Annotated in this window: 17 protein-coding genes and 1 riboswitch; of the genes, 10 read left to right on the top strand and 7 right to left on the bottom strand. The window is 37.6% G+C overall.

Going from position 1 to position 21,425, the window contains the following annotated elements:
• The first annotated feature begins 5 nt into the window (after positions 1–5).
• Positions 6–830 (top strand): NAD(P)H-hydrate dehydratase, encoded by an 825-nt coding sequence (locus KRR19_RS09350; RefSeq protein ID WP_023014869.1) that lies wholly within the window; start codon positions 6–8, stop codon positions 828–830.
• Positions 831–915: 85 nt separating this feature from the next.
• On the opposite strand, the gene gyrA is transcribed toward KRR19_RS09350, so the two are convergent.
• From gyrA to dnaA, 6 genes are all read right to left on the bottom strand, one after another.
• Positions 916–3,600, bottom strand: a complete 2,685-nt coding sequence (gene gyrA, locus KRR19_RS09345) for a DNA gyrase subunit A (RefSeq protein ID WP_002480291.1) — start codon at positions 3,598–3,600, stop codon at positions 916–918.
• 61 nt (positions 3,601–3,661) lie between these two features.
• Entirely contained in the window at positions 3,662–5,590 is a 1,929-nt protein-coding gene (gyrB, locus tag KRR19_RS09340) for a DNA topoisomerase (ATP-hydrolyzing) subunit B (protein WP_031262353.1), read from the bottom strand.
• Positions 5,591–5,602: 12 nt separating this feature from the next.
• Positions 5,603–6,715: a DNA replication/repair protein RecF gene (recF, locus tag KRR19_RS09335; RefSeq protein WP_002480293.1), complete on the bottom strand. Its 1,113-nt coding sequence runs from the start codon at positions 6,713–6,715 to the stop codon at positions 5,603–5,605.
• On the bottom strand, positions 6,712–6,921 hold the full coding sequence (yaaA, locus tag KRR19_RS09330; protein ID WP_199790672.1) for a S4 domain-containing protein YaaA: 210 nt from the start codon (positions 6,919–6,921) through the stop codon (positions 6,712–6,714). Before yaaA ends, recF begins: the two co-directional genes overlap by 4 nt.
• Before the next feature lie 368 nt (positions 6,922–7,289).
• The gene (gene dnaN, locus KRR19_RS09325) at positions 7,290–8,426 is read right to left on the bottom strand and encodes a DNA polymerase III subunit beta (RefSeq protein ID WP_002480295.1); all 1,137 of its coding nucleotides are present in this window, start codon (positions 8,424–8,426) and stop codon (positions 7,290–7,292) included.
• 257 nt (positions 8,427–8,683) lie between these two features.
• Positions 8,684–10,048 (bottom strand): chromosomal replication initiator protein DnaA, encoded by a 1,365-nt coding sequence (gene dnaA / locus KRR19_RS09320; protein ID WP_002480296.1) that lies wholly within the window; start codon positions 10,046–10,048, stop codon positions 8,684–8,686.
• A 644-nt stretch (positions 10,049–10,692) separates the two neighbouring features.
• Between dnaA and rpmH the strand changes: the two genes are divergently transcribed.
• The 9 genes from rpmH to KRR19_RS09275 all read left to right on the top strand — a co-directional run bounded on the left by rpmH (position 10,693) and on the right by KRR19_RS09275 (position 20,059).
• Positions 10,693–10,830 (top strand): 50S ribosomal protein L34, encoded by a 138-nt coding sequence (gene rpmH, locus KRR19_RS09315; RefSeq protein WP_000240855.1) that lies wholly within the window; start codon positions 10,693–10,695, stop codon positions 10,828–10,830.
• Positions 10,831–10,972: 142 nt separating this feature from the next.
• The gene (gene rnpA, locus KRR19_RS09310) at positions 10,973–11,326 is read left to right on the top strand and encodes a ribonuclease P protein component (RefSeq protein ID WP_023014874.1); all 354 of its coding nucleotides are present in this window, start codon (positions 10,973–10,975) and stop codon (positions 11,324–11,326) included.
• A 133-nt stretch (positions 11,327–11,459) separates the two neighbouring features.
• Positions 11,460–12,839 (top strand): tRNA uridine-5-carboxymethylaminomethyl(34) synthesis GTPase MnmE, encoded by a 1,380-nt coding sequence (gene mnmE, locus KRR19_RS09305; protein WP_096754688.1) that lies wholly within the window; start codon positions 11,460–11,462, stop codon positions 12,837–12,839.
• Positions 12,840–12,854: 15 nt separating this feature from the next.
• The gene (gene mnmG / locus KRR19_RS09300; RefSeq protein WP_002480299.1) at positions 12,855–14,729 is read left to right on the top strand and encodes a tRNA uridine-5-carboxymethylaminomethyl(34) synthesis enzyme MnmG; all 1,875 of its coding nucleotides are present in this window, start codon (positions 12,855–12,857) and stop codon (positions 14,727–14,729) included.
• Positions 14,730–15,452: a 16S rRNA (guanine(527)-N(7))-methyltransferase RsmG gene (gene rsmG / locus KRR19_RS09295; protein ID WP_002480300.1), complete on the top strand. Its 723-nt coding sequence runs from the start codon at positions 14,730–14,732 to the stop codon at positions 15,450–15,452.
• 46 nt (positions 15,453–15,498) lie between these two features.
• Positions 15,499–16,341 carry a nucleoid occlusion protein gene (noc, locus tag KRR19_RS09290; RefSeq protein WP_002480301.1) on the top strand — a complete coding sequence of 281 codons (843 nt, stop codon included), beginning with the start codon at positions 15,499–15,501 and terminating at the stop codon, positions 16,339–16,341.
• A 123-nt stretch (positions 16,342–16,464) separates the two neighbouring features.
• Positions 16,465–17,460 carry a hypothetical protein gene (locus tag KRR19_RS09285; RefSeq protein ID WP_002480302.1) on the top strand — a complete coding sequence of 332 codons (996 nt, stop codon included), beginning with the start codon at positions 16,465–16,467 and terminating at the stop codon, positions 17,458–17,460.
• A gap of 238 nt (positions 17,461–17,698) precedes the next feature.
• Positions 17,699–18,607 carry a hypothetical protein gene (locus KRR19_RS09280; RefSeq protein ID WP_002480303.1) on the top strand — a complete coding sequence of 303 codons (909 nt, stop codon included), beginning with the start codon at positions 17,699–17,701 and terminating at the stop codon, positions 18,605–18,607.
• A 97-nt stretch (positions 18,608–18,704) separates the two neighbouring features.
• A riboswitch (SAM riboswitch) is annotated at positions 18,705–18,816 on the top strand.
• 82 nt (positions 18,817–18,898) lie between these two features.
• A complete protein-coding gene (locus tag KRR19_RS09275; protein ID WP_002480304.1) occupies positions 18,899–20,059 on the top strand; it encodes an aminotransferase class I/II-fold pyridoxal phosphate-dependent enzyme in 1,161 nt (386 codons plus the stop codon).
• A 594-nt stretch (positions 20,060–20,653) separates the two neighbouring features.
• Here the strand turns inward: KRR19_RS09275 and KRR19_RS09270 are convergent.
• Positions 20,654–21,403 carry a cyclase family protein gene (locus KRR19_RS09270; protein WP_037556254.1) on the bottom strand — a complete coding sequence of 250 codons (750 nt, stop codon included), beginning with the start codon at positions 21,401–21,403 and terminating at the stop codon, positions 20,654–20,656.
• Between the last annotated feature and the right edge of the window lie 22 nt (positions 21,404–21,425).

Below are 21,425 nucleotides of genomic sequence, written 5' to 3'. Positions count from 1 at the left end.
TTATGGTGGAAATTTTAACAGATGTTACGATTCCAAAACGAAAAGATGAGACGCACAAAGGAGATTACGGCAGAATCTTATTAATTGGCGGAAACGCAAATTTAGGCGGCGCAATTATTATGGCTGCACGTGCATGTGTGTATAGCGGAAGCGGTTTGATTACAGTTGCGACACATCCGACGAATCATGCAGCATTACACTCACGCTGTCCTGAAGCGATGGTTGTGGACATTAATGATACGAAGATGTTAACGAAACTCATTGAAACATCAGACAGTATTTTAATCGGCCCTGGACTTGGTTTAGACTTTAAAGGCAATAATGCGATGACATTCTTGCTTCAAAATATCCAACCGCATCAGAACCTGATTATTGATGGTGATGCGATTACAATTATGAGTAAATTAAAAGTAGAAGTACCTAAGTGTCAAAATGTTGTGTTCACACCACACCAAATGGAATGGGAAAGATTAAGCGGCATTCCAATTGAGGAACAAACTTATGAACGTAACCGTGAAGCTGTAGATCAAATACACTCTGCAGTTGTCTTAAAACAACATGGTACAGAAATCTATTTAAAAGATAACACGTACAAATTAGAGATTGGTACACCAGCTATGGCTACTGGCGGTATGGGTGATACATTATCAGGTATTATCACAAGTTTTATCGGTCAGTTTGACGACTTTGATTACGCGGTTAAAACTGCGACATATGTGCATAGTTATATTGGCGAACACTTATCTAAAGAAATGTACGTTGTTCCGCCATCAAACTTAATCGCAGAAATCCCATATGCGATGAAGCGTTTAGAAGAAAAAGAAAATTAAACTTAATCTATTAAGAGTAATAAAAAAGCTTTCTGCTTAACCTAGTGGTTTTGCAGAAAGCTTTTATTTTATCTATTCACTTAAATTATTCTTCTTCGTTATCTTCATCTTCTGAATCTGCGTTTTCAATATCTTCGTTCACGCGATCCATGAAGTCTTGTCTTAATTCAGTGCGTTCACCGTCTTCTTCTACAGTTTCATCTAATTCTTCTGTATGAATTGTACGGTCATCATCTTCTGATTCGACGACTTGTTCATTGATTGTTGGTGTTGGACCATTTTCACCTGGTTCTGTTTCATCTTCAGAAGTACCTTCTAATTCATCTTCTGGTTCTTCTTGAACTTTCGCAACCGTAGAAACAAATTGTTCATCACTCAAGCGGATTAATCTTACCCCTTGTGCTGAACGTCCGTTTTGTGAAATGTCGCCGACATCGATACGTATAATGACACCATGGTTTGTGACAATCATTAAGTCCTCTTCGCCTGTTACTGTTGTGATGCAGACGATATCACCATTTTTCTCAGTAATCGTAGCTGTTTTGATACCTTTACCGCCACGGTTAGACACACGGTATTCTTCAAGTGGTGTACGTTTACCGTAACCATTTTCAGTGACTACTAATACTTCATCTTCACTATCGCCATTTGCGACTGCGAGTCCGATGACTTCATCACCTTCACGTAAAGTGATACCTTTTACGCCGGCAGCTGTTCGGCCAAGTGGACGTAAGAGCGATTCTTTGAAGCGGATAAGTGATGCACGTGATGTACCAAGTAAGACATCTTTTGAGCCATCTGTAAGACGTACTGCTACGAGTTCATCTTCATCTCTGAAGTTGATCGCAATCTTACCGTTTCTATTGATGTGTGAGAAGTTGCTTAGAGATGAACGTTTCACGATACCGTGTTTCGTTGCGAAGATTAAGAAGGCATCTTCTTTCTCTAAATCTTTCACCGCAATCATCGTACTGATGACTTCATCATTTTCAAGCTCAATTGCGTTGATAACTGGAATACCTTTAGACTGACGTGAGAGTTCCGGCACCTCGTACCCTTTAAGTTTGTAGACACGTCCTTGGTTCGTAAAGAACAATACATGGTCGTGGGTACTCAATGTGACAATTTGACTCACGAAGTCTTCTTCTAATGTATTCATACCTTGCACACCGCGACCGCCACGATTTTGTGCACGGTACGTAGAAACAGGTAAACGTTTGATGTAGTTATTATGACTTAATGTGATTACAATTTGTTCTTCTGGAATTAAGTCTTCATCTTCAATATGGTCTAAACCGCCAAGTTGAATTTCAGTACGACGTTCATCACCATATCGTTCTCGGACTTCGATTAATTCGTCACGAACAAGTTGTAATAATTTTTCTTCGTCAGCAAGAATCGCTCTTAATTCTTCAATGTACGCAATCAAGTCGTTATATTCAGATTCAATTTTATCTCTTTCTAAACCTGTTAAACGTCTTAAACGCATATCTAAGATAGCTTGTGCTTGACGCTCAGATAATTTGAAGCGTTCTTGTAAACGTTCCATTGCTACTTTATCTGTATCAGATTCACGGATTGTTGTGATGATTTCATCAATATGATCTAACGCAATACGTAAACCTTCTAAGATATGTGCACGGTCTTCAGCTTTTTTCAAGTTGTATTCCGTACGTCTACGCACGACTACTTTTTGATGTTCTAAGTATTCGACTAATGCTTCTTTTAAATTAATTAATTTCGGTCTGCCATTGATTAAGGCAATCATGTTCACACCGAATGAAGTTTGAAGTGGTGTTTGTTTGTATAAGTTATTTAAAATAACACTCGCATTCGCATCTTTACGGACATCGATTACGACACGTACGCCAGTACGTAAACTTGTTTCATCACGTAAGTCTGTAATACCATCGATTTTCTTGTCACGTACTAATTCTGCGATTTTCTCAATCATACGCGCTTTGTTGACTTGGAACGGAATTTCAGTCACAACGATACGTTGACGACCGCCGCCGCGTTCTTCAATTTCAGCACGTGCACGCATTTGAATAGATCCACGTCCTGTTTCATAAGCACGACGGATACCGCTCTTACCTAAAATTAAACCAGCAGTCGGGAAGTCCGGTCCAGTAATGTCTTCCATCAATTCTGCGATTGTGATATCAGGATTATGACTTAAACTTAATACACCATTGATGACTTCTGTCATGTTGTGAGGTGGAATATTCGTCGCCATACCTACTGCAATCCCTGCAGCACCGTTCACTAAGAGGTTAGGGAAACGTGCCGGTAAGACTTCCGGCTCTCTTTCCGTACCATCATAGTTATCGATAAAGTTGATTGTGTCTTTATTGATATCTCTTAATAATTCAGTCGCAAGTTTTGTCATACGTGCTTCTGTATAACGCATTGCAGCTGCACCATCGCCATCCATGGAACCGAAGTTACCTTGGCCGTCTACAAGAGGATAACGATAGCTGAAATCCTGAGCCATACGTACCATGGCTTCATAGATAGATGAGTCACCGTGAGGGTGGTATTTACCCATTACGTCACCTACGATACGTGCGGATTTCTTATACGGTTTATCAGGCGTCATCCCTTGTTCGTTCAACCCGTACAAAATACGACGATGTACCGGTTTCAAACCATCTCTGACGTCTGGCAAAGCACGAGATACGATAACACTCATCGCATAGTCTAAGAACGATTCACGCATCTCGTTACTAATATTTCGTTCAATTATTCTTGATTCAGGATATTCAGCCATCAAGATTGCCTCCTTAAGTTATTAATTCCGTAGCTGTTTCGCTGATTCATAGCTTCCAAAATTAGAAATCCAAGTTCGCGTAAACCGCATTTTCTTCGATGAATTGACGACGGTTTTCTACAACATCGCCCATTAACATTTCGAAAGTTAAATCCGCTTCAATCGCATCTTCTAATGTCACTTGTAACATTGAACGATGCTCTGGATTCATTGTTGTTTCCCATAATTGATCTGCATCCATTTCACCTAAACCTTTATAACGGGCAATAGACCATTTCGGTGTCGGTTTCAATTCAGATTTCAATTTCTCTAATTCACGTTCGTTAAAGACATAGTATTTCTGTTTACCTTGTGTCAATTTGAATAAAGGCGGTTGTGCAATGTATACATAACCCGCTTCAATCAACGGACGCATGAAGCGATAGAAGAATGTCAATAACAGTGTTCTGATATGCGCACCATCCACATCGGCATCTGTCATGATGACGATTTTGTGATAACGTGCTTTCGAAATATCGAATTCTTCTCCGATACCGGTACCGAATGCAGTAATCATAGAACGGATTTCATTATTATTTAAGATTCTGTCTAAACGTGATTTTTCAACGTTCAAGATCTTACCACGTAGCGGTAAAATCGCTTGTGTTCTTGAATCACGACCAAGTTTTGTAGACCCCCCGGCAGAGTCACCTTCGACGATGAAGATTTCACTCTCTTCAGGGTTTTTACTTGAACAGTCAGCTAATTTACCTGGTAAGCTTGAAACTTCTAATGCTGATTTTCTACGAGTTACTTCACGTGCTTTTTTAGCTGCGATACGTGCACGAGAAGCCATCATACCTTTTTCGACAATAATACGAGCAACTTGTGGATGTTCTAACAAGAAACGCTCCATATCCTCTGTGAAGAGTCTGTCTACGATTTGACGAACTTCAGAGTTGCCGAGTTTCGTTTTTGTTTGTCCTTCGAATTGAGGGTTGCTGTGCTTAATTGAGACAACCGCTGTTAAACCTTCACGTGTATCTTCACCAGATAAACGCTCTTTATCATCTTTCATAATGCCTTGTTGAATACCATAACTGTTCAATACACGTGTTAACGCACGTTTAAAGCCGTCTTCATGTGTACCGCCTTCGTAAGTATGGATATTGTTCGCATAAGATAATAAGTTTGTTGAGAAACCGCTGTTGTATTGCAATGCAATTTCTACTTCCACGTCATCTTTACGGTCATGTAAGTAAACTGGCTCATCAAATAAAGGCTCTTTATTCTCGTTGATCAACTCAACGTAAGATTTAATACCGCCTTCATAGTGATATGAGTCTTCTTTTACTTCTTCACCGCGTTCATCACGTAAAGTAAGCTGAATGCCTTTGTTTAAGAAAGCCAACTCACGAATACGTTTTTGAAGCAATTCATACTGATACGTTGTTGTTTCAGTAAAGATTTCAGGGTCAGCTTTAAAGCGGATTTCAGTTCCTGTATGTTCTGTTTCGCCAACCACTTTTAAATCATATTGAGGAACCCCGCGTTTATACGCTTGGTTATAAATTTTATTATTACGGTGTACAAACACTTCTAATGTTTCAGAAAGTGCGTTAACAACTGAAGATCCTACACCATGCAGACCGCCTGATACTTTGTATCCGCCACCGCCGAATTTACCGCCGGCATGCAATACAGTTAAGATAACCTCAACTGCTGGACGGCCCATTTTTTCTTGAATATCAACTGGAATACCACGGCCGTTATCTGTTACACGAATCCAGTTATCTTTCTCGATAATGACTTCGATTGTATCAGCATAGCCAGCCAATGCTTCGTCAATACTATTATCTACAATTTCCCATACAAGATGGTGCAGACCTCTTTCTGAAGTCGATCCGATATACATACCTGGACGTTTACGAACGGCTTCAAGTCCTTCTAATACCTGTATTTGTCCAGCACCATAATCTTCCGTGTTGTTCACATCTGACAATGCTTCCACCTTCACTTTCTATCACTTGATAATTTCACCTTGATTGATTCGGTAAAGTTTTGCATGTTTCATAATTTCATGATCAATACCTTCTACAGACGTTGTAGTCACAAATGTCTGCACCTTATCTTGAATTGTACTCAGCAGGTGAGTCTGACGAGAGTCATCTAATTCACTCAGCACATCATCAAGCAATAAGATAGGGTATTCGCCGACTTCTTTGTTAATCAGTTCAATCTCAGCCAGCTTAATTGATAATGCAGATGTCCGCTGTTGACCTTGTGAGCCATAAGTCTGAGCATCCATCCCATTAACGTTAAAACCTAAATCATCACGGTGCGGACCATAAAGGGCCACGCCGCGTTCTATTTCTCTGTCCATATTGTCAGCCATCAATTGCTGCACTTCTTCAAACAAAGCCGCTTCATCCTCAGTATCAGACAACTTCAAGCTCGGACGATATTTAACCTCTAAGCTTTCTCTGTTATCTGTAATGCTGGCATGAATCGGTTGTGCAAGCACTTCTAATTCCTCGATAAAGTGCGCACGCTTCAAAGTGACTTTAAGCGCATACTCCGCAAACTGCTGATTTAATACCTCAAGCATTGTGCGGTCTGTTTTCTGCTTAATCTGAAGCTGTTTTAAGTAATTGTTCTTTTGTTTCAAAATCCGTTGATATTGAGACAAATCATTCAGGTAAACCGCAGACATCTGACCTAGCTCCATATCAATAAAGCGGCGTCTGACTTGCGGTGATCCTTTGACAATATTCAGGTCCTCTGGGGCAAAAAGAACAACATTCAAGTGTCCGATATATTGTGTCAGACGATGTTGTTCTAAATGATTTACTTTAACCTTTTTGCCTTTTTTAGTTATAAACATGGTCAATGGCATCTTCCCATGTCGATAACTCAGCTCACCTTCTATTTTAGCATACTCAGCCCCAAAGCGTATGAGCTCTTTATCATTTGAAGTTCGATGGCTTTTCGCTAATGCAAGTGTGTAAATGGATTCTAATAAATTAGTTTTGCCTTGCGCATTTTCACCAATCAAAATATTCACATCTGGATGGCAATCCAATGCGACTTCTTCATAATTGCGATAATTTTCAAGTTGGAGTGCATTTAATTTCATTGGTCACCTTGATGAGCAATTACAAAAGAACCCACTTCAGGTATTTCAATTTGATCGCCATCTTCGAGTTTTTTACCACGACGTGTTTCACGCTCACCGTTTAAGAAAACTTCGAAATCTTTTAAAAACCATTTTGCCTGTCCACCTGATTCAATAATGCCTTCAGTTTTCAGGAATTGTCCTAAAGTAATGTCACCTTCAACCATGATTTTTTCAGTCAACACACTCACTCCATTTCTTTATAAGGTCATTAATATATTATACCTTTTTTCGTAATAAATTTCATGTTTGAGCGGTTGAAATCTAGCGTTTTCTCATCATTTTTTCACGTTAATCTCAGATTTTGAATTTTTCAGCTTCTTTAACACTCATTTTTCGCATTTTAAAAGGTGACATTGAACATTTTAAGCGCATCGATATTTTTATCCTAAATAATTTTAAAATGCATTCAGCGACATCTGAGACACTTTAAAATGAATTTCACGTTGTTATTTTGAATCTGCCATAAAAAAACGGAAACCCTGCAAAGAGGATTTCCGTTTTTTAAAGTGAATGTCACCTTTTGTTTTTGAGATTAGTATGTTCTGATCGGCAAGATTAATTGCACAACTGAATCGTCATCTTTTGGTTTTAATGTGAATGGTTTCATCGTACCGAAGAATTCAACTTCTACTTCGTCATTATCGATTGCTTTTAAAGCGTCCATCATGTACTTAGAGTTGAATGAGATTTTCAAGCTGCTTCCTTCAACACTGTTTGCATCAACATCTTCGTTTACCGTACCGATTTCTGGTGATGTAGAAGAAAGTTCAACTTCTTGATTGCCAGTGCTTAATTTGATTACGTTATTGCCACCTTCACGTGCAAGTAATGAGGCACGATCAATCGCGTGATAGAAATCACTGTTGCTCATTTCAATTTTTGTTTCGTAGTTCTCTGGGAACAAACGAGATGTATCTGGATAATGTCCTTCAAGCAATCTTGAAATGAAATTGATGTTGCCGACTTTAAATAACACTTGGTTAGATGCGAAGAAGATATTAATGTCATCTTCTGAATCAGTGACAATTTTATTAAGTTCAGCTAAAGCTTTACCTGGAATGATGACATTTTTATTATCAATGTCTTCGTCTTCTAGTTTAAGTTTACGAACTGCTAAACGGTGTGAGTCTGTTGCAGTGCATATTAATTCATTATCTTGAATCAACCAGTTCACACCAGTTAAAACTGGCCGTGTTTCTGAGGTGGACACTGCGAAGTTTGTTTGTGCAATCACGTTTTTAAGTACTTTAATTGGTAATTGAATTGCGTCATCTTGAGAAACTTGAGGTAATAATGGATATTGATCTGGGTCTAAGCCGCTCAAGTTGAACTCTGAATGACCTGAAGTAATCAATGTTTGGAATTGCTCATTTGTTGATAACTTCACATCTTTGCCTGGTAATTTTTTAATAATATCTACAAAGAAACGACCAGGAAGTACAACGGATCCTGTTTCAGCAATCGTTACAATCTCTTCTCCGTCAACTTCTTTAGGTATTGAAATTTCAATTGAAATCTCAGAATCTGAACCTGTTAAAATAATGCCTTCTTCTTTTGCATCGATTTTGATACCCGTTAAGATCGGCAATGTTGTTCTTGGTGAAATGGCTTTTAATGTGTCATTTAATTGATTTATGAAATAGTCTCTTTTAATCGTGAATTCCATCATAAATTTTAAACTCCTTCCAGTCGTTTATAACTTAATTATATAGGTTTTAAAACCGTAGTAATAGTAGTAGGGGCTGTGGATAAGTGGATAACCGAGTTAAAACCTTGTCACACAAAGTTATACACATGTGGATAAACTGTGTATGGTGTGTACAACTTTTACACATTGTCCACAATGACGATTTAGTCCACTGTATTATAACAGCTCCGATTTCTCACTTATTTTTACCCGAATTGCTAGTAAAATTATTTAAATGTTTACTGATTTCGAATTTCTTTCTCCAAATTTTCAACTTCTTGTTTGAAAATCGGATCTTTTTCCATATCTACCCGAATTGTTCTATGAGCATGAATCACAGTTGTATGATCACGTCCCCCGAACTCTTCTCCGATTTTAGGAAGGGAGAAATCTGTAAGTTCGCGTGATAGATACATCGCGATTTGACGCGGATAGGCAATGGATTTCGTACGTTTTTTCGCAATGAAATCTTCTTGGCGCACATTGTAATATTGACCGACTACTTTTTGAATATCTTGAATTGTGATTTTCTTAGATTTCGGTGTTTGAATAATATCTTTTAGTGCTTCAGCAGTCAGTTCAGTCGTAATTGGTTCACCTTGTAATCTTGAATAGGCGATGACACGTGTTAATGCACCTTCTAATTCACGAATGTTCGACTGAATTTGATTTGCGATATAGGTTAAAGATTCTAATGGAATATCCACATCTTCTTCCTCTAATTTTTTCTGCAGAATAGCCATTCTTGTTTCATAATCTGGCGGTGTGATATCAACGATCAAGCCCCATTCGAAGCGTGAACGCAGGCGATCTTCTAATTTCGAAATTTCCTTTGGTGGTCGGTCACTTGAAATCACAATTTGTTTTTCTGCTTGGTGTAAGTCATTGAAAGTATGGAAGAATTCTTCTTGTGTTTGTTCTTTGTTTTGAATGAATTGAATATCATCAATCAATAGAACATCAATGTTTCTGTATTTTTCACGGAATTGTTCCGTTTCGTTATCACGAATAGATTTAATAAATTCATTCGTGAATTTTTCACTTGATGTGTAGATAACTTTCGCATCTTTATTATTTTGTAGAACATAATGACCGATAGCATGCATCAAGTGAGTTTTGCCTAAACCTACGCCTCCGTAGATGAAGAGTGGGTTGTAAGCTTTTGCGGGTGCTTCCGCGACTGCAAGACTTGCAGCATGAGGGAAGCGGTTCCCAGGTCCGATAACAAAAGTTTCGAATGTGTTGTGTGCGTTAAATTGATCTTCGCTGCTGCTTAGGAAACCAGGAGTTTCCGTTTCTTTTTCTGGTTGCTTGTCTTTTTGATCGTCTTTAAGTTTTTTATCAGCTGTTAAATCGCTTTGAATGACAAATCGAGGTTTAAGCGGCGTTCCAATCGCTTTTTCGAATAAATTTTCTACAATATCCATGTATTGCTTCTTTAGAAAATTTTGAATGAAGTTATCTTCGACTAAAATAATCGCTTCAGAATCTTCGATGTCGATCAGCTTTGTTTTTGGAGGCTCAAACCAAGTTGAGTAACTGACTTCTGCCAATTCGCTTTTAGCTAATTCAAGAACTTTTTCCCAAATTTCTTCTTTTGACATATAAACTCCATCTTTCTTTAAAATTTTTTTGACTTATACACAAAATCACACCCCGTGGATAACTTTCCACACAGGCTGTTAATAATTATCCACAAGTTAATCACAATCGGTGGATAACTTTATTTAATTTTGCTTTATACACAGAAAAAATGTTGATAATTGTAAGTTGTAAACCGTTTGTTTATCAAACCTCACAAGACTTATCCACACAATTATACTTATTAACAAATCTACCTGTCAAACTCTTGTGGATATGTGGTTTTTATGTGCAAACGTCTGTGTATAGTAACATAATTATCCACAGAATGTCACTGTTCATCTGTGAATAAGTGGATAACTTTTTGAATATATCTCACTTAAAATGTACTTGCTTTATAAGGTTGAATTTGTTATATTTTAGTAGTTGCTTGAATTATGACTAAGATATTGATAATTGAACTAAGTAAGGTAAGCCTTTTGATATAGATGCTTAACCTTTCGCAGACACCGTAGAAATACTTCGGTGATACTTGGTAGAAGGCTGTAATATCTCGGTTATATTAGATGAGGCTGTAGATGCAGATCTTTTCCAAGACTCTCATCACATTGTTAAGATGAGAAAGCGACTATAAATGAAGATAGATTCGATATGGAGGTGTTTTTACATGGTAAAACGTACTTATCAACCAAATAAACGTAAACACAGTAAAGTTCATGGTTTCAGAAAACGCATGAGCACTAAAAATGGCCGTAAAGTATTAGCGCGTCGTCGTCGCAAAGGCCGTAAAGTTTTATCAGCATAAGATCACTGACCTATCAGTGGTCTTTTTTTTGCTTTCATGCAGGTAAAAAAGATACACGGGTTGGAAAATACAGTTCTGATTCTTTACACTAGAACTTAATGATAGGGTAGGGGAGCAGCAAGAATAGAAAAATAAGTGAGTGATGGAAGTGGAAAAAGCATATCGCATTAAAAGAAATAGCGATTTTCAAACGATTTATAGAAGAGGAAAGTCATTCGCAAATCGCCAATTTGTCGTTTATGTCATGCCAGATAAAAATTTGACTCATTTTCAATTAGGAATCAGTGTTTCTAAAAAACTCGGCAATGCAGTGACACGCAATCGTATTAAAAGAGCAATCAGAGAAAACTTTAAAGTACATAAAGAAGATATGATTGCGAAAAAGATTATTGTTATTGCAAGACAACCTGCAAAAGATATGACTGTACTGGAAATTCAAAAAAGTTTAGAGCATGTACTTAAAATTGCAAAACTATTCAATAAGAGAATAAAGTAGACTAACCGAAGTCTTATATCAGACAAACGTAAGTATAACCTCCATAGAATTCGAACACATATGTGGCAATTTACAATAAAAGTCATTACAATTATAGAGTTAGAAATTTAAGTAGAGGAGGCGAAGCAGCATGTTGGATTTAGATACAATTACCAGTATTTCTACTCCGATGGGAGAGGGTGCGATTGGTATTGTCCGTTTATCAGGAAGTCGTGCAATCGAAATCACTGATAAACTCTATAAAGGAAAGAAACCATTAGCTGAAGTAGATTCGCATACAATTAATTATGGACATATTGTCGATCCTGATACGAATGAAGTAGTAGAAGAAGTAATGGTATCCGTGCTGCGTGCACCAAAAACATTTACAAGAGAAGATATCGTAGAAATTAACTGTCACGGCGGAATCTTAACGATTAATCGTGTATTAGAACTTACAATGACGGCTGGTGCTAGAATGGCTGAACCTGGGGAGTATACAAAACGTGCATTCTTAAATGGCCGTATTGACTTATCTCAAGCTGAAGCAGTCATGGATTTTATTCGTTCTAAGACAGACCGAGCGTCTAAAGTTGCGATGAATCAGATTGAAGGACGTTTAAGTGATATGATCAAGCGTCAACGTCAATCTATTTTAGAAATCCTAGCACAGGTTGAAGTGAATATTGATTACCCAGAATATGACGATGTAGAAGATGCGACAACTGAATTCTTATTAGAGAAATCAGAAGAAATCAAATCAGAAATCGATCGTCTTTTAGCAACAGGTACACAGGGTAAAATCATGAGAGAAGGACTTTCGACAGTTATAGTCGGTAAGCCTAACGTCGGTAAGTCTTCTATGTTGAATAACTTAATTCAAGATAATAAAGCGATTGTGACAGAAGTTGCGGGTACTACGCGGGATGTCTTGGAAGAATACGTCAATGTGCGTGGTGTACCACTTCGTCTCGTCGACACAGCAGGCATCCGTGAGACTGAGGACATTGTAGAAAAAATCGGTGTGGAACGTTCACGCAAAGCTTTAAGTGAAGCAGATTTAATCTTATTTGTCTTAAACTACAATGAAGCATTAACAGAAGAAGATGTTAAATTATATGAAGTCATCAAGAATGAAGATGCGATTGTGATTGTGAATAAAACAGATTTAGAACAACATCTTGATTTAGATGAAGTTCGTGATATGGTCGGAGATATGCCAGTCATTGAAACATCTATGTTAAAACAAGAAGGCATTGATCAATTAGAAGAACAAATTCGTGACTTGTTCTTCGGCGGTGAAGTTCAAAACCAAGATATGACTTACGTTTCAAACTCAAGACATATTTCATTGCTGAAACAAGCACGTCACTCGATACAAGATGCAATAGATGCAGCAGAAGCTGGTATTCCTATGGATATGGTTCAAATTGATTTAACTAGAACTTGGGAGATTTTAGGAGAGATTATCGGTGCTTCTGCAAGCGACGAATTGATTGACCAGTTATTCAGTCAGTTCTGTCTCGGAAAATAAAAAGGAGGACAAAGTATGGCTTTGGATTATGATGTAATTGTCATCGGTGCTGGGCATGCCGGTATTGAAGCAGGACTTGCTTCTGCACGACGCGGCGCCAACACATTGATGCTGACAATTAATTTAGATAACGTTGGTTTTATGCCATGTAACCCATCAGTAGGGGGACCAGCTAAAGGGATTGTTGTTCGTGAAATCGACGCACTCGGCGGTCAAATGGCTAAAACAATCGATAGAACGCATATTCAAATGCGTATGTTGAATACAGGTAAAGGACCTGCAGTACGTGCATTACGTGCACAAGCAGATAAAGCTTTATACCAACGTGAAATGAAGCGTGTATTAGAAGATGAAGAAAACTTGCATATCATGCAAGGAATGGTAGATGAATTAATTATTGAAGATGACGAAATTAAAGGTGTGCGTACGAATATTGGTACAGAATACCGTTCAAAAGCCGTTATCGTCACAACAGGTACATTCTTACGCGGTGAAATTATTTTAGGTAACTTGAAATATTCAAGTGGCCCTAACCACCAATTACCATCTATTACACTAGCGGATAACTTACGTGAACTTGGTTTTGAAGTCGTACGTTTCAAAACAGGTACACCGCCACGTGTAAACTCAAAAACGATTGATTATGATAAAACAGAAATTCAACCAGGTGACGATGTAGGACGTGCATTCAGTTTCGATACAACTGAATATATCTTAGATCAATTACCATGCTGGTTAACTTATACAAATGATAAGACACACCAAGTGATCGATGACAACTTACATCTGTCAGCGATGTACTCAGGTATGATTAAAGGTAAAGGCCCACGTTACTGTCCATCTATTGAAGATAAATACGTGCGTTTCCATGATAAACCACGTCACCAATTATTCTTAGAACCAGAAGGTCGTGACACGAACGAAGTATATGTTCAAGGTCTTTCAACAAGCTTGCCAGAACATGTACAACGTGAAATGCTTCAAACGATTCCTGGCTTAGAAAAAGCAGATATGATGCGTGCGGGTTATGCGATTGAATATGATGCATTAGTACCGACACAATTATGGCCGACACTTGAAACTAAGAAAATCAAAAACTTATACACTGCAGGTCAAATTAACGGAACTTCAGGTTATGAAGAAGCGGCTGGCCAAGGTTTAATGGCGGGTATTAATGCGGCAGGACGTGTATTAGGCACAGGCGAAAAAGTATTAAGCCGTTCTGATGCTTATATCGGTGTCTTAATTGATGACTTGATTACAAAAGGTACGAATGAACCTTACCGTCTATTAACATCACGTGCAGAATATCGTTTATTGTTACGTCACGATAATGCAGACCTACGTTTGACTGACCTAGGTCATGAATTAGGCTTGATTTCAGAAGAACGTTACGCGCGTTTCAATGAAAAACGTGATCAAATCCAAGCTGAAATTGATCGTTTATCTAACATTCGTATTAAACCGAATGAACACACACAATCTGTGATTAAATCACGTAACGGTTCTCCATTAAAAGACGGTATCTTAGCGATTGAATTACTACGTCGTCCAGAAATGGATTACCAAGCAATCCTTGATATCTTAGAAGAAGAACATCAAATTCCAGCTGACGTTGAAGAACAAGTTGAAATTCAAACGAAATATGAAGGTTATATCAATAAATCATTACAACAAGTAGAAAAAGTAAAACGTATGGAACAGAAGAAAATTCCACACGACTTGGACTATAGTAAAATTGACAGCTTAGCAAGTGAAGCACGTGAAAAATTAGCAGAAGTTAAACCATTAAACATTGCACAAGCATCACGTATTTCAGGCGTTAACCCTGCTGATATTTCAATTTTACTGATTTATCTAGAACAAGGTAAGCTTGAAAGGGTGAAATAAATGAGTGTTGAATGGTTGGCTGACAAGCTAGAAACACACGGCATTACATTGAACGACCAACAAAAACAACAGTTTCAAACTTATTATGAAATGCTTGTAGAGTGGAATGAAAAAATGAACTTAACAAGCATTACAGATGAATCAGAAGTATATTTGAAACACTTCTATGATTCAATTACAGCCGCATTTTATGTGGATATGACAAAAGAACTCAGTATCTGTGATGTAGGTGCTGGTGCTGGGTTCCCAAGTATCCCATTAAAAATTGTCTTTCCACAGCTGAAAGTGACAATTGTAGATTCGTTGAATAAACGTATCCAATTCCTAAATCATCTTGCCGATGCTTTAGGGTTACAAGGTGTCAGCTTTGTACATGAACGTGCAGAGAACTTTGGGAATACCCGTGGAGACAACCGGGAGTCTTATGACATTGTGACAGCACGTGCAGTTGCACGTCTGACAGTGTTAAGTGAGTTATGCTTGCCGTTAGTGAAAACAGGCGGTCATTTCGTAGCGATGAAATCTTCTAAAGGTGAAGAAGAGTTAGAAGAAGCACGCTTTGCGATTGGGGTCTTCGGCGGCAGAGTTGAAGCGGTCGAAACTTTTGAATTGCCTGAAGATGCAGGTGAGCGTCAAATTATCATCATTGAAAAGCGTAGTAAAACCCCTAAAAAGTATCCGAGAAAAGCCGGAACACCTAACAAATCTCCTTTACTAAAATAAAAATAAATATTAGTATATAATTATATTTAGAGGGAGAGATTGCGGAATGAAAAAGCCTTTTTCTAAACTATTCGGTTTAACAAATAAAGATGAAGAAATGACAGGCGCTACTGAAGATGAACGCAATAATCATGTTGAATCAATTCAAATTGAAAAGATTGTGCCGAACCGCTATCAACCAAGACAAGTCTTTGATCAAAGTAAGATTAATGAACTTGCGGAATCCATTCAAGAACATGGATTGCTACAACCGATTGTGGTACGACCGATTGAAGAAGGAATGTATGAAATCATAGCTGGGGAACGTCGCTTCAGAGCTATGAGCAGTATTCATATGGCTTATGCAGATGTGATTATTCGTGATATGACGGATGAAGAAACAGCAGTCGTCGCTTTAATAGAAAATATTCAACGTGAGAATTTATCAGCAGTTGAAGAAGCAGAAGCCTATCAGAAACTGTTAGAGCTTGGAGACACAACACAAAGTGAATTAGCACAAAGTGTCGGTAAAAGCCAAAGCTTTATCGCAAACAAACTGCGTTTACTGAAACTTGCTCCTAAAGTGCTTACGAAACTTTCAGAAGGCAAGATTACAGAACGTCACGCACGTGCTTTGTTAAGTTTATCTCACGAAAAACAAGAAGAAATGGTCCAAATTATTATTGATCAACACTTGAACGTGAAACAAACAGAAGCGAGAGTCAAAGCCAAAGTAGGACCTGAAAAAGTTAAAGCTGTGCCGCTTCAATTCGCCAAAGATTTGACGAAAGCACGCGAAACTCTACAAAACAGCTTTGAAACTATCGAACAAAGTGGAATCCGTGTCGAACAAAAAGAACGCGACCACGATGATTATTTAGAAATTAAAATCAGAGTATATAAACGTTAACAACCATTCGCCTCGTTGCGAGTGGTTTTTTTATTTTCTTAAATAAAAAGTGAACAACTAATAGCTTTTTGTATATAATAGAAAAGGATGAGATATTGAAAGTGAAGGAGAATTAAGACATCTATGAAATTACAGCATTTATTTACTTCAGCAGTAGTTTTAACCCTTTTATTAGCTGGATGCAGTCACAATGAAAAACAAAATGATTCTGCAAAGCAAGAAGCAAAAAGTAAAACGGATAATAAAAAAAGTGAACACAAATCAACTTCCAAAAAAGAAAATGAAGCAAACAAAGATGCGCAACAAATAGAGAAGACAGTCAGCCAATTAACAATTAATGAGAAAATAGCTTTAGCAATGTTTTTGCCACAAGAAAAAACAAACTATATGATATCAGCTGATGAGTTATTGAATCATTCATATATAAGATATACGCATGGTGTAGATCTTGGTAAGATGTTAGGCGATAAGGCAACAAAACAATCTATTCAAGAGTATCATTTAAATAAAATGTTACCTGAAAGAATTACAGATGTGCCACAAAACGTAAAATTTTATGAACCTGAAGAAACTAAGCAAAACTTTGCTGAGCTATTTGGTTTTACAGGAAACCAGATTATTATTGCAGGTAGTCAAAGTCCTAAGACTTATGATGAAATTTTAAAAGAACGTGGAACTCATATCTATAACTTAGAAGATTTATACAAACAATATGGTCATAATCCAAACTTTAAAAAGGTCGTAAGTTTGGTTAAAGTAAGCGAATCAGTGAGGAATCCAGAGAGTGATAATGCATCTTCTTCTAAAGAAACAGATAATGCTACTTCAAATAATAAACAAAGAAGAAAGTTAAGTCCTGGTGATGTATATACACCAGATGGTAACATGAATAGTCAAGTTGCAATACACAAGGTAGAAGAATATATAGGACATAAACTAGATCCACGAAAATATGAATTTAATGGGCCTCCTAAAAGACATTTCGTTGATGATTACACATTGGATCATACATGGACTGTTAATTTTAGAAATTTAGAAACACATACACAGTATAATTATTCAGTTGATAAAGATGGAAAAGTAGAAAAACTAGATAACTTTGGTACGCCACCAGAGTAGTACTTGGTTCTGCAGTATAATACTGCAGAACTTTTGTATTTGGTAGGGTCGGCTACTTATGGTAAAAAATCCTCTTTATTTAAACTTTTAAATTAAAATTGTCAGAGTGTCTTTTGAAAGAGTAATAAATAATCATACTTAACTCGATCACTTTCTTTTAATTTAGGACAATATGTGTCCCGTTTCTTCTATATAATGAAATTATATATTCAAATATACAAAGAGGAGCAAGCTATCTATGAAATTTAAACATGTATTGACTACCGCTGCAGCACTTTCAATATTATTGGCAGGTTGCGGCTCAAATGAAAAACAAGAAGATACGCAAAAACACGAAGAAAAAGAAAAAACAAATCATCAAAAAGCAGAGAAAAAAGAAAATACACAGCATGAACAAACAACAAAACATGAAAAATCACATACTCATAAACAAACGACAGAACAAGCTGTCAGCCAACTGACACCACAAGAAAAGGTCGCTTTGGCGTTATACGCACCTAAATCAGCTGAATTTACAGTGACAGCAAATGAATTATTAAACCACAGCTATGTCCAAAACACGAATGGCGGTTCGCGACAACGAGAAATTCAACAATTAACACTTTATACAGGTAGTTCTGAAATCGTAACTAATAAACCTCAAAATATGGTGATTTATGGCACAACTAACTCTAAAGGTCCATTTGCGGCAGTTATTGGTGTGAGTGATACACAAGTGCTGGTATCAGGGACACAAGGTATCAATCCATATCAACAGTTAGCAAACATGGGAGCAGTTTATAATCTTAAAGATCTATATAAACAATACAAAGATGAACCGAACTTTAAACAAGTAGCAAATTTAATCCGAATCACAAATCAAGATGCACAATCAGCAGCACAAGAAAGTAATAGTAATTCTAGCTCTGAAAGTCACTCATCTTCTTCTGAAGGTAAAGTCACACGTGCAAATGTGATTGATAAAGTAGAAGCATATGAAGGCCACAAACTAGATACAAGCACGTATACGTATAAAGAACCTGAACAAAAGAGTGATGGAAGCTGGGGCTTCTCATTTGTGGATAAATCGGGTGATTTAGCAGGTTCATATATTGTGCATACTGATGGATCAGTTGAGAAATTTGATTCCAAAGGTCAACCTGAATAAAGAATATTGACTCTACGGCTTTTATTGAGCTGTAGAGTTTTTCATTTCAACTTAAATTGATAAATGTCAGAATTTTTAGTACAATAGAAGTCATTAAAACTTATCTAGAGAAGTAGAGGGAATTGGCCCGATGACGCTTCAGCAACAGAAGATTCAACCATTGAATCTGACTGTGCTACATCCAACAAGTATAACTTGAAAGATAGGTGCCATATACATAGAAAGCTATATGTCGCTTATAGGTGATATATAGCTTTTTTAATAGGCGCATCAAACAAAGGGGGAACTTAAATGGTGATTTCAAGAAGATTAGCGAAGATACCAGATAGTTATTTCGGAAAAACAATGGGGAGAAAGATAGAACATGGTCCGCTTCCTCTCATCAATATGGCAGTAGGCATCCCAGATGGGGAAACGCCTAAAGGAATTGTCGATGAATTTGCGAACGCATTACGTGTGCCTGAAAACCAAAAATACGGTGCGTTTCATGGTAAAGAAAGCTTTAAACAAGCAATTGTTGATTTCTATAAACGACAATATAATGTTGAGTTAGATAAAGATGATGAAGTCTGTATTTTATATGGCACAAAGAATGGATTAGTCGGTTTGCCGAACTGTATCGTTAACCCTGAAGATTATGTCTTATTGCCAGACCCAGGTTATACAGATTACCTAGCAGGGGTGTTGTTCGCAGATGCGAAACCTTATGCGTTAGAATTAGAACCGCCATATTATCAACCTGACTTTGATAAAGTACCGAAGGAAGTCTTAAGTCAGACTAAATTGATTTATTTAACGTATCCAAATAACCCAACTGGATCAACTGTTACACAAGATGTCTTTGATGATGTTGTTCAAAAGTTCAGAGGTACACAAACGAAAATTGTACATGATTTTGCCTATGCAGCGTTCGGTTTTGACCATAAAAATCCGAGTATTTTACAGACAGCTGGAGGCAAAGAAGTCGCAATCGAGGTGTATTCACTTTCTAAAGGCTATAATATGTCTGGCTATCGTGTCGGTTTCGCAGTCGGCAACAAAGATATGATTCAAGCTTTGAAGAAATATCATACACATCACCATGCGGGTATGTTTGGTGCGCTTCAAGATGCGGCGACATTTGCGCTTAACAACTATGATTATTTCTTAGATAAACAAAGTGAAGTCTTTAAAGCACGTCGCGATCGTTTCACTGCGATTTTAGATGAAGGAAACATCCCTTATGAACCGATGACAGGTGGCATCTTCTTATGGTTGGAAGCACCAAAAGGATATGACGGAGAACAATTTGTGGAATTCTTACTTCAAGATCAATCTATTTTAGTGGCGCCAGGTATTCCATTTGGTGAAAATGGACGTCATTATGTTCGTGTATCACTTGCGTTAGAGGATGAGCAATTAGATGAAGCAGCGAAGCGGTTGAAATCACTTAGTGCGATGTACAAAGAATAATCTTTTATTTAAGTAGTGAATAAAATCCCTCATAACGTTGTTATAGAGACGTTTATACGTAAATTATTGATTGTAAGAAGTTTCAAAAGGTATTATGATATTACTGTAATAAAAACACTCAGGAACTCTGGAAAGTAGCTGAGTGTAAAAATGTTAGGCGTATGGTCTAAGCCATATTCTACCTAGGCTTATGAGATAGTCGGTTGTGCTCTAACACAATCGGCTATTATTTATTATCTTTTTAAACAAAAATGAAGCACTGAATATAAAGTTTTTTGTTCACGGGGTGGTGGGACATGTACTTTATATTCAGTGCTTTTTTATAAGTAGTAAAAAGGAGTATAGTGATTACCCATTATCGGGAGAGTGGGTAATCGGAATTTACTTACTATTTTGTATCGGGTTCAAAATAGTAACGTTTATGAAAAGAATTGTTCTTATCGGGTTAAGAACAGTGGCGATTCATTGCCCCAATTCCTGTGGACCCAGGGCAATGTAGCCAACTTTTATTGTATTTATTCATAACTTTTAAAGGAGTTTCGTTTTTTAAGATTTAATAATGGCTGCATGTCATGGATGATCGCGGGTCCATGATTATGCGTTTGGCTTAATCGCAAATGCGCGGACCGGGAATCCTGGCGCATCTGCTGGTTTTGGACATATTGTATAAATCACTGCGCCTCGTTCTGGGAGGCGGTCTAAATTCGTTAGGAGCTCAATTTGGTACGTGTCTTGTCCGAGTACATAACGTTCACCGATTAAGTCGCCGTGTTTTGCGACATCGACTGAAGCGTCTGTATCGAATGTTTCATGACCGACTGAACGTACACCGCGTTCTTCAAGTAAGAATTGTAATGCATCGAGTGACCATCCGGGTGCGTGAGGGTTACCTTCAGCATCTTTATTCTCAAATTGCTCCACATTCGGCCAACGGTGTGACCAATCACTGCGGAATGCGACGAACGTATCAGGTTCGATTCGGCCATGTTGTGCTTCCCACTCAAGTAAATGATCGCGAGTTAAACGGAAATCGGGGTTTTCCGCAACTTCTTTAGAGTAATCAAGTACGATAAGCGGTAACACTAATTCTTTCAAATCTAATTCATGTAAATATCTTCTGTTTTCGACAAAGTGGATGGGGGCATCGATATGTGTGCCATATTGTGTGGCAATACTCCATCTTTGTACAAAATAACCATCTTCTGCAACGGTACTGATTGTATCAATATATGCAGCTTCTAATGCGCTGAAATGTGGGCTGTCTGTGTCAAAGGTATGGGTTAAATCGACCCATTCACTTTCTTTTAGACTTTTCAGCTGATCCCATAAAGGATAACTCATTATAAACACCTCATGACTGCTTAAA

It is taken from the genome of Staphylococcus sp. CWZ226, from assembly GCF_018986355.1.
GTDB lineage: Bacteria > Bacillota > Bacilli > Staphylococcales > Staphylococcaceae > Staphylococcus > Staphylococcus simulans.
The sequence above is the reverse complement of the archived record's forward strand: the minus strand, read 5'-3'. Positions and strand labels throughout refer to the sequence as shown.

Coding starts and splice junctions, on each gene's coding strand:
- gyrA (WP_002480291.1), bottom strand. CDS start 3,600: ATGGCTGAATATCCTGAATCAAGAATAATTGAACGAAATATTAGTAAC.
- recF (WP_002480293.1), bottom strand. CDS start 6,715: ATGAAATTAAATGCACTCCAACTTGAAAATTATCGCAATTATGAAGAA.
- yaaA (WP_199790672.1), bottom strand. CDS start 6,921: ATGGTTGAAGGTGACATTACTTTAGGACAATTCCTGAAAACTGAAGGC.
- dnaN (WP_002480295.1), bottom strand. CDS start 8,426: ATGATGGAATTCACGATTAAAAGAGACTATTTCATAAATCAATTAAAT.
- dnaA (WP_002480296.1), bottom strand. CDS start 10,048: ATGTCAAAAGAAGAAATTTGGGAAAAAGTTCTTGAATTAGCTAAAAGC.
- rpmH (WP_000240855.1), top strand. CDS start 10,693: ATGGTAAAACGTACTTATCAACCAAATAAACGTAAACACAGTAAAGTT.
- rnpA (WP_023014874.1), top strand. CDS start 10,973: ATGGAAGTGGAAAAAGCATATCGCATTAAAAGAAATAGCGATTTTCAA.
- mnmG (WP_002480299.1), top strand. CDS start 12,855: ATGGCTTTGGATTATGATGTAATTGTCATCGGTGCTGGGCATGCCGGT.
- rsmG (WP_002480300.1), top strand. CDS start 14,730: ATGAGTGTTGAATGGTTGGCTGACAAGCTAGAAACACACGGCATTACA.
- noc (WP_002480301.1), top strand. CDS start 15,499: ATGAAAAAGCCTTTTTCTAAACTATTCGGTTTAACAAATAAAGATGAA.
- KRR19_RS09285 (WP_002480302.1), top strand. CDS start 16,465: ATGAAATTACAGCATTTATTTACTTCAGCAGTAGTTTTAACCCTTTTA.
- KRR19_RS09280 (WP_002480303.1), top strand. CDS start 17,699: ATGAAATTTAAACATGTATTGACTACCGCTGCAGCACTTTCAATATTA.
- KRR19_RS09275 (WP_002480304.1), top strand. CDS start 18,899: ATGGTGATTTCAAGAAGATTAGCGAAGATACCAGATAGTTATTTCGGA.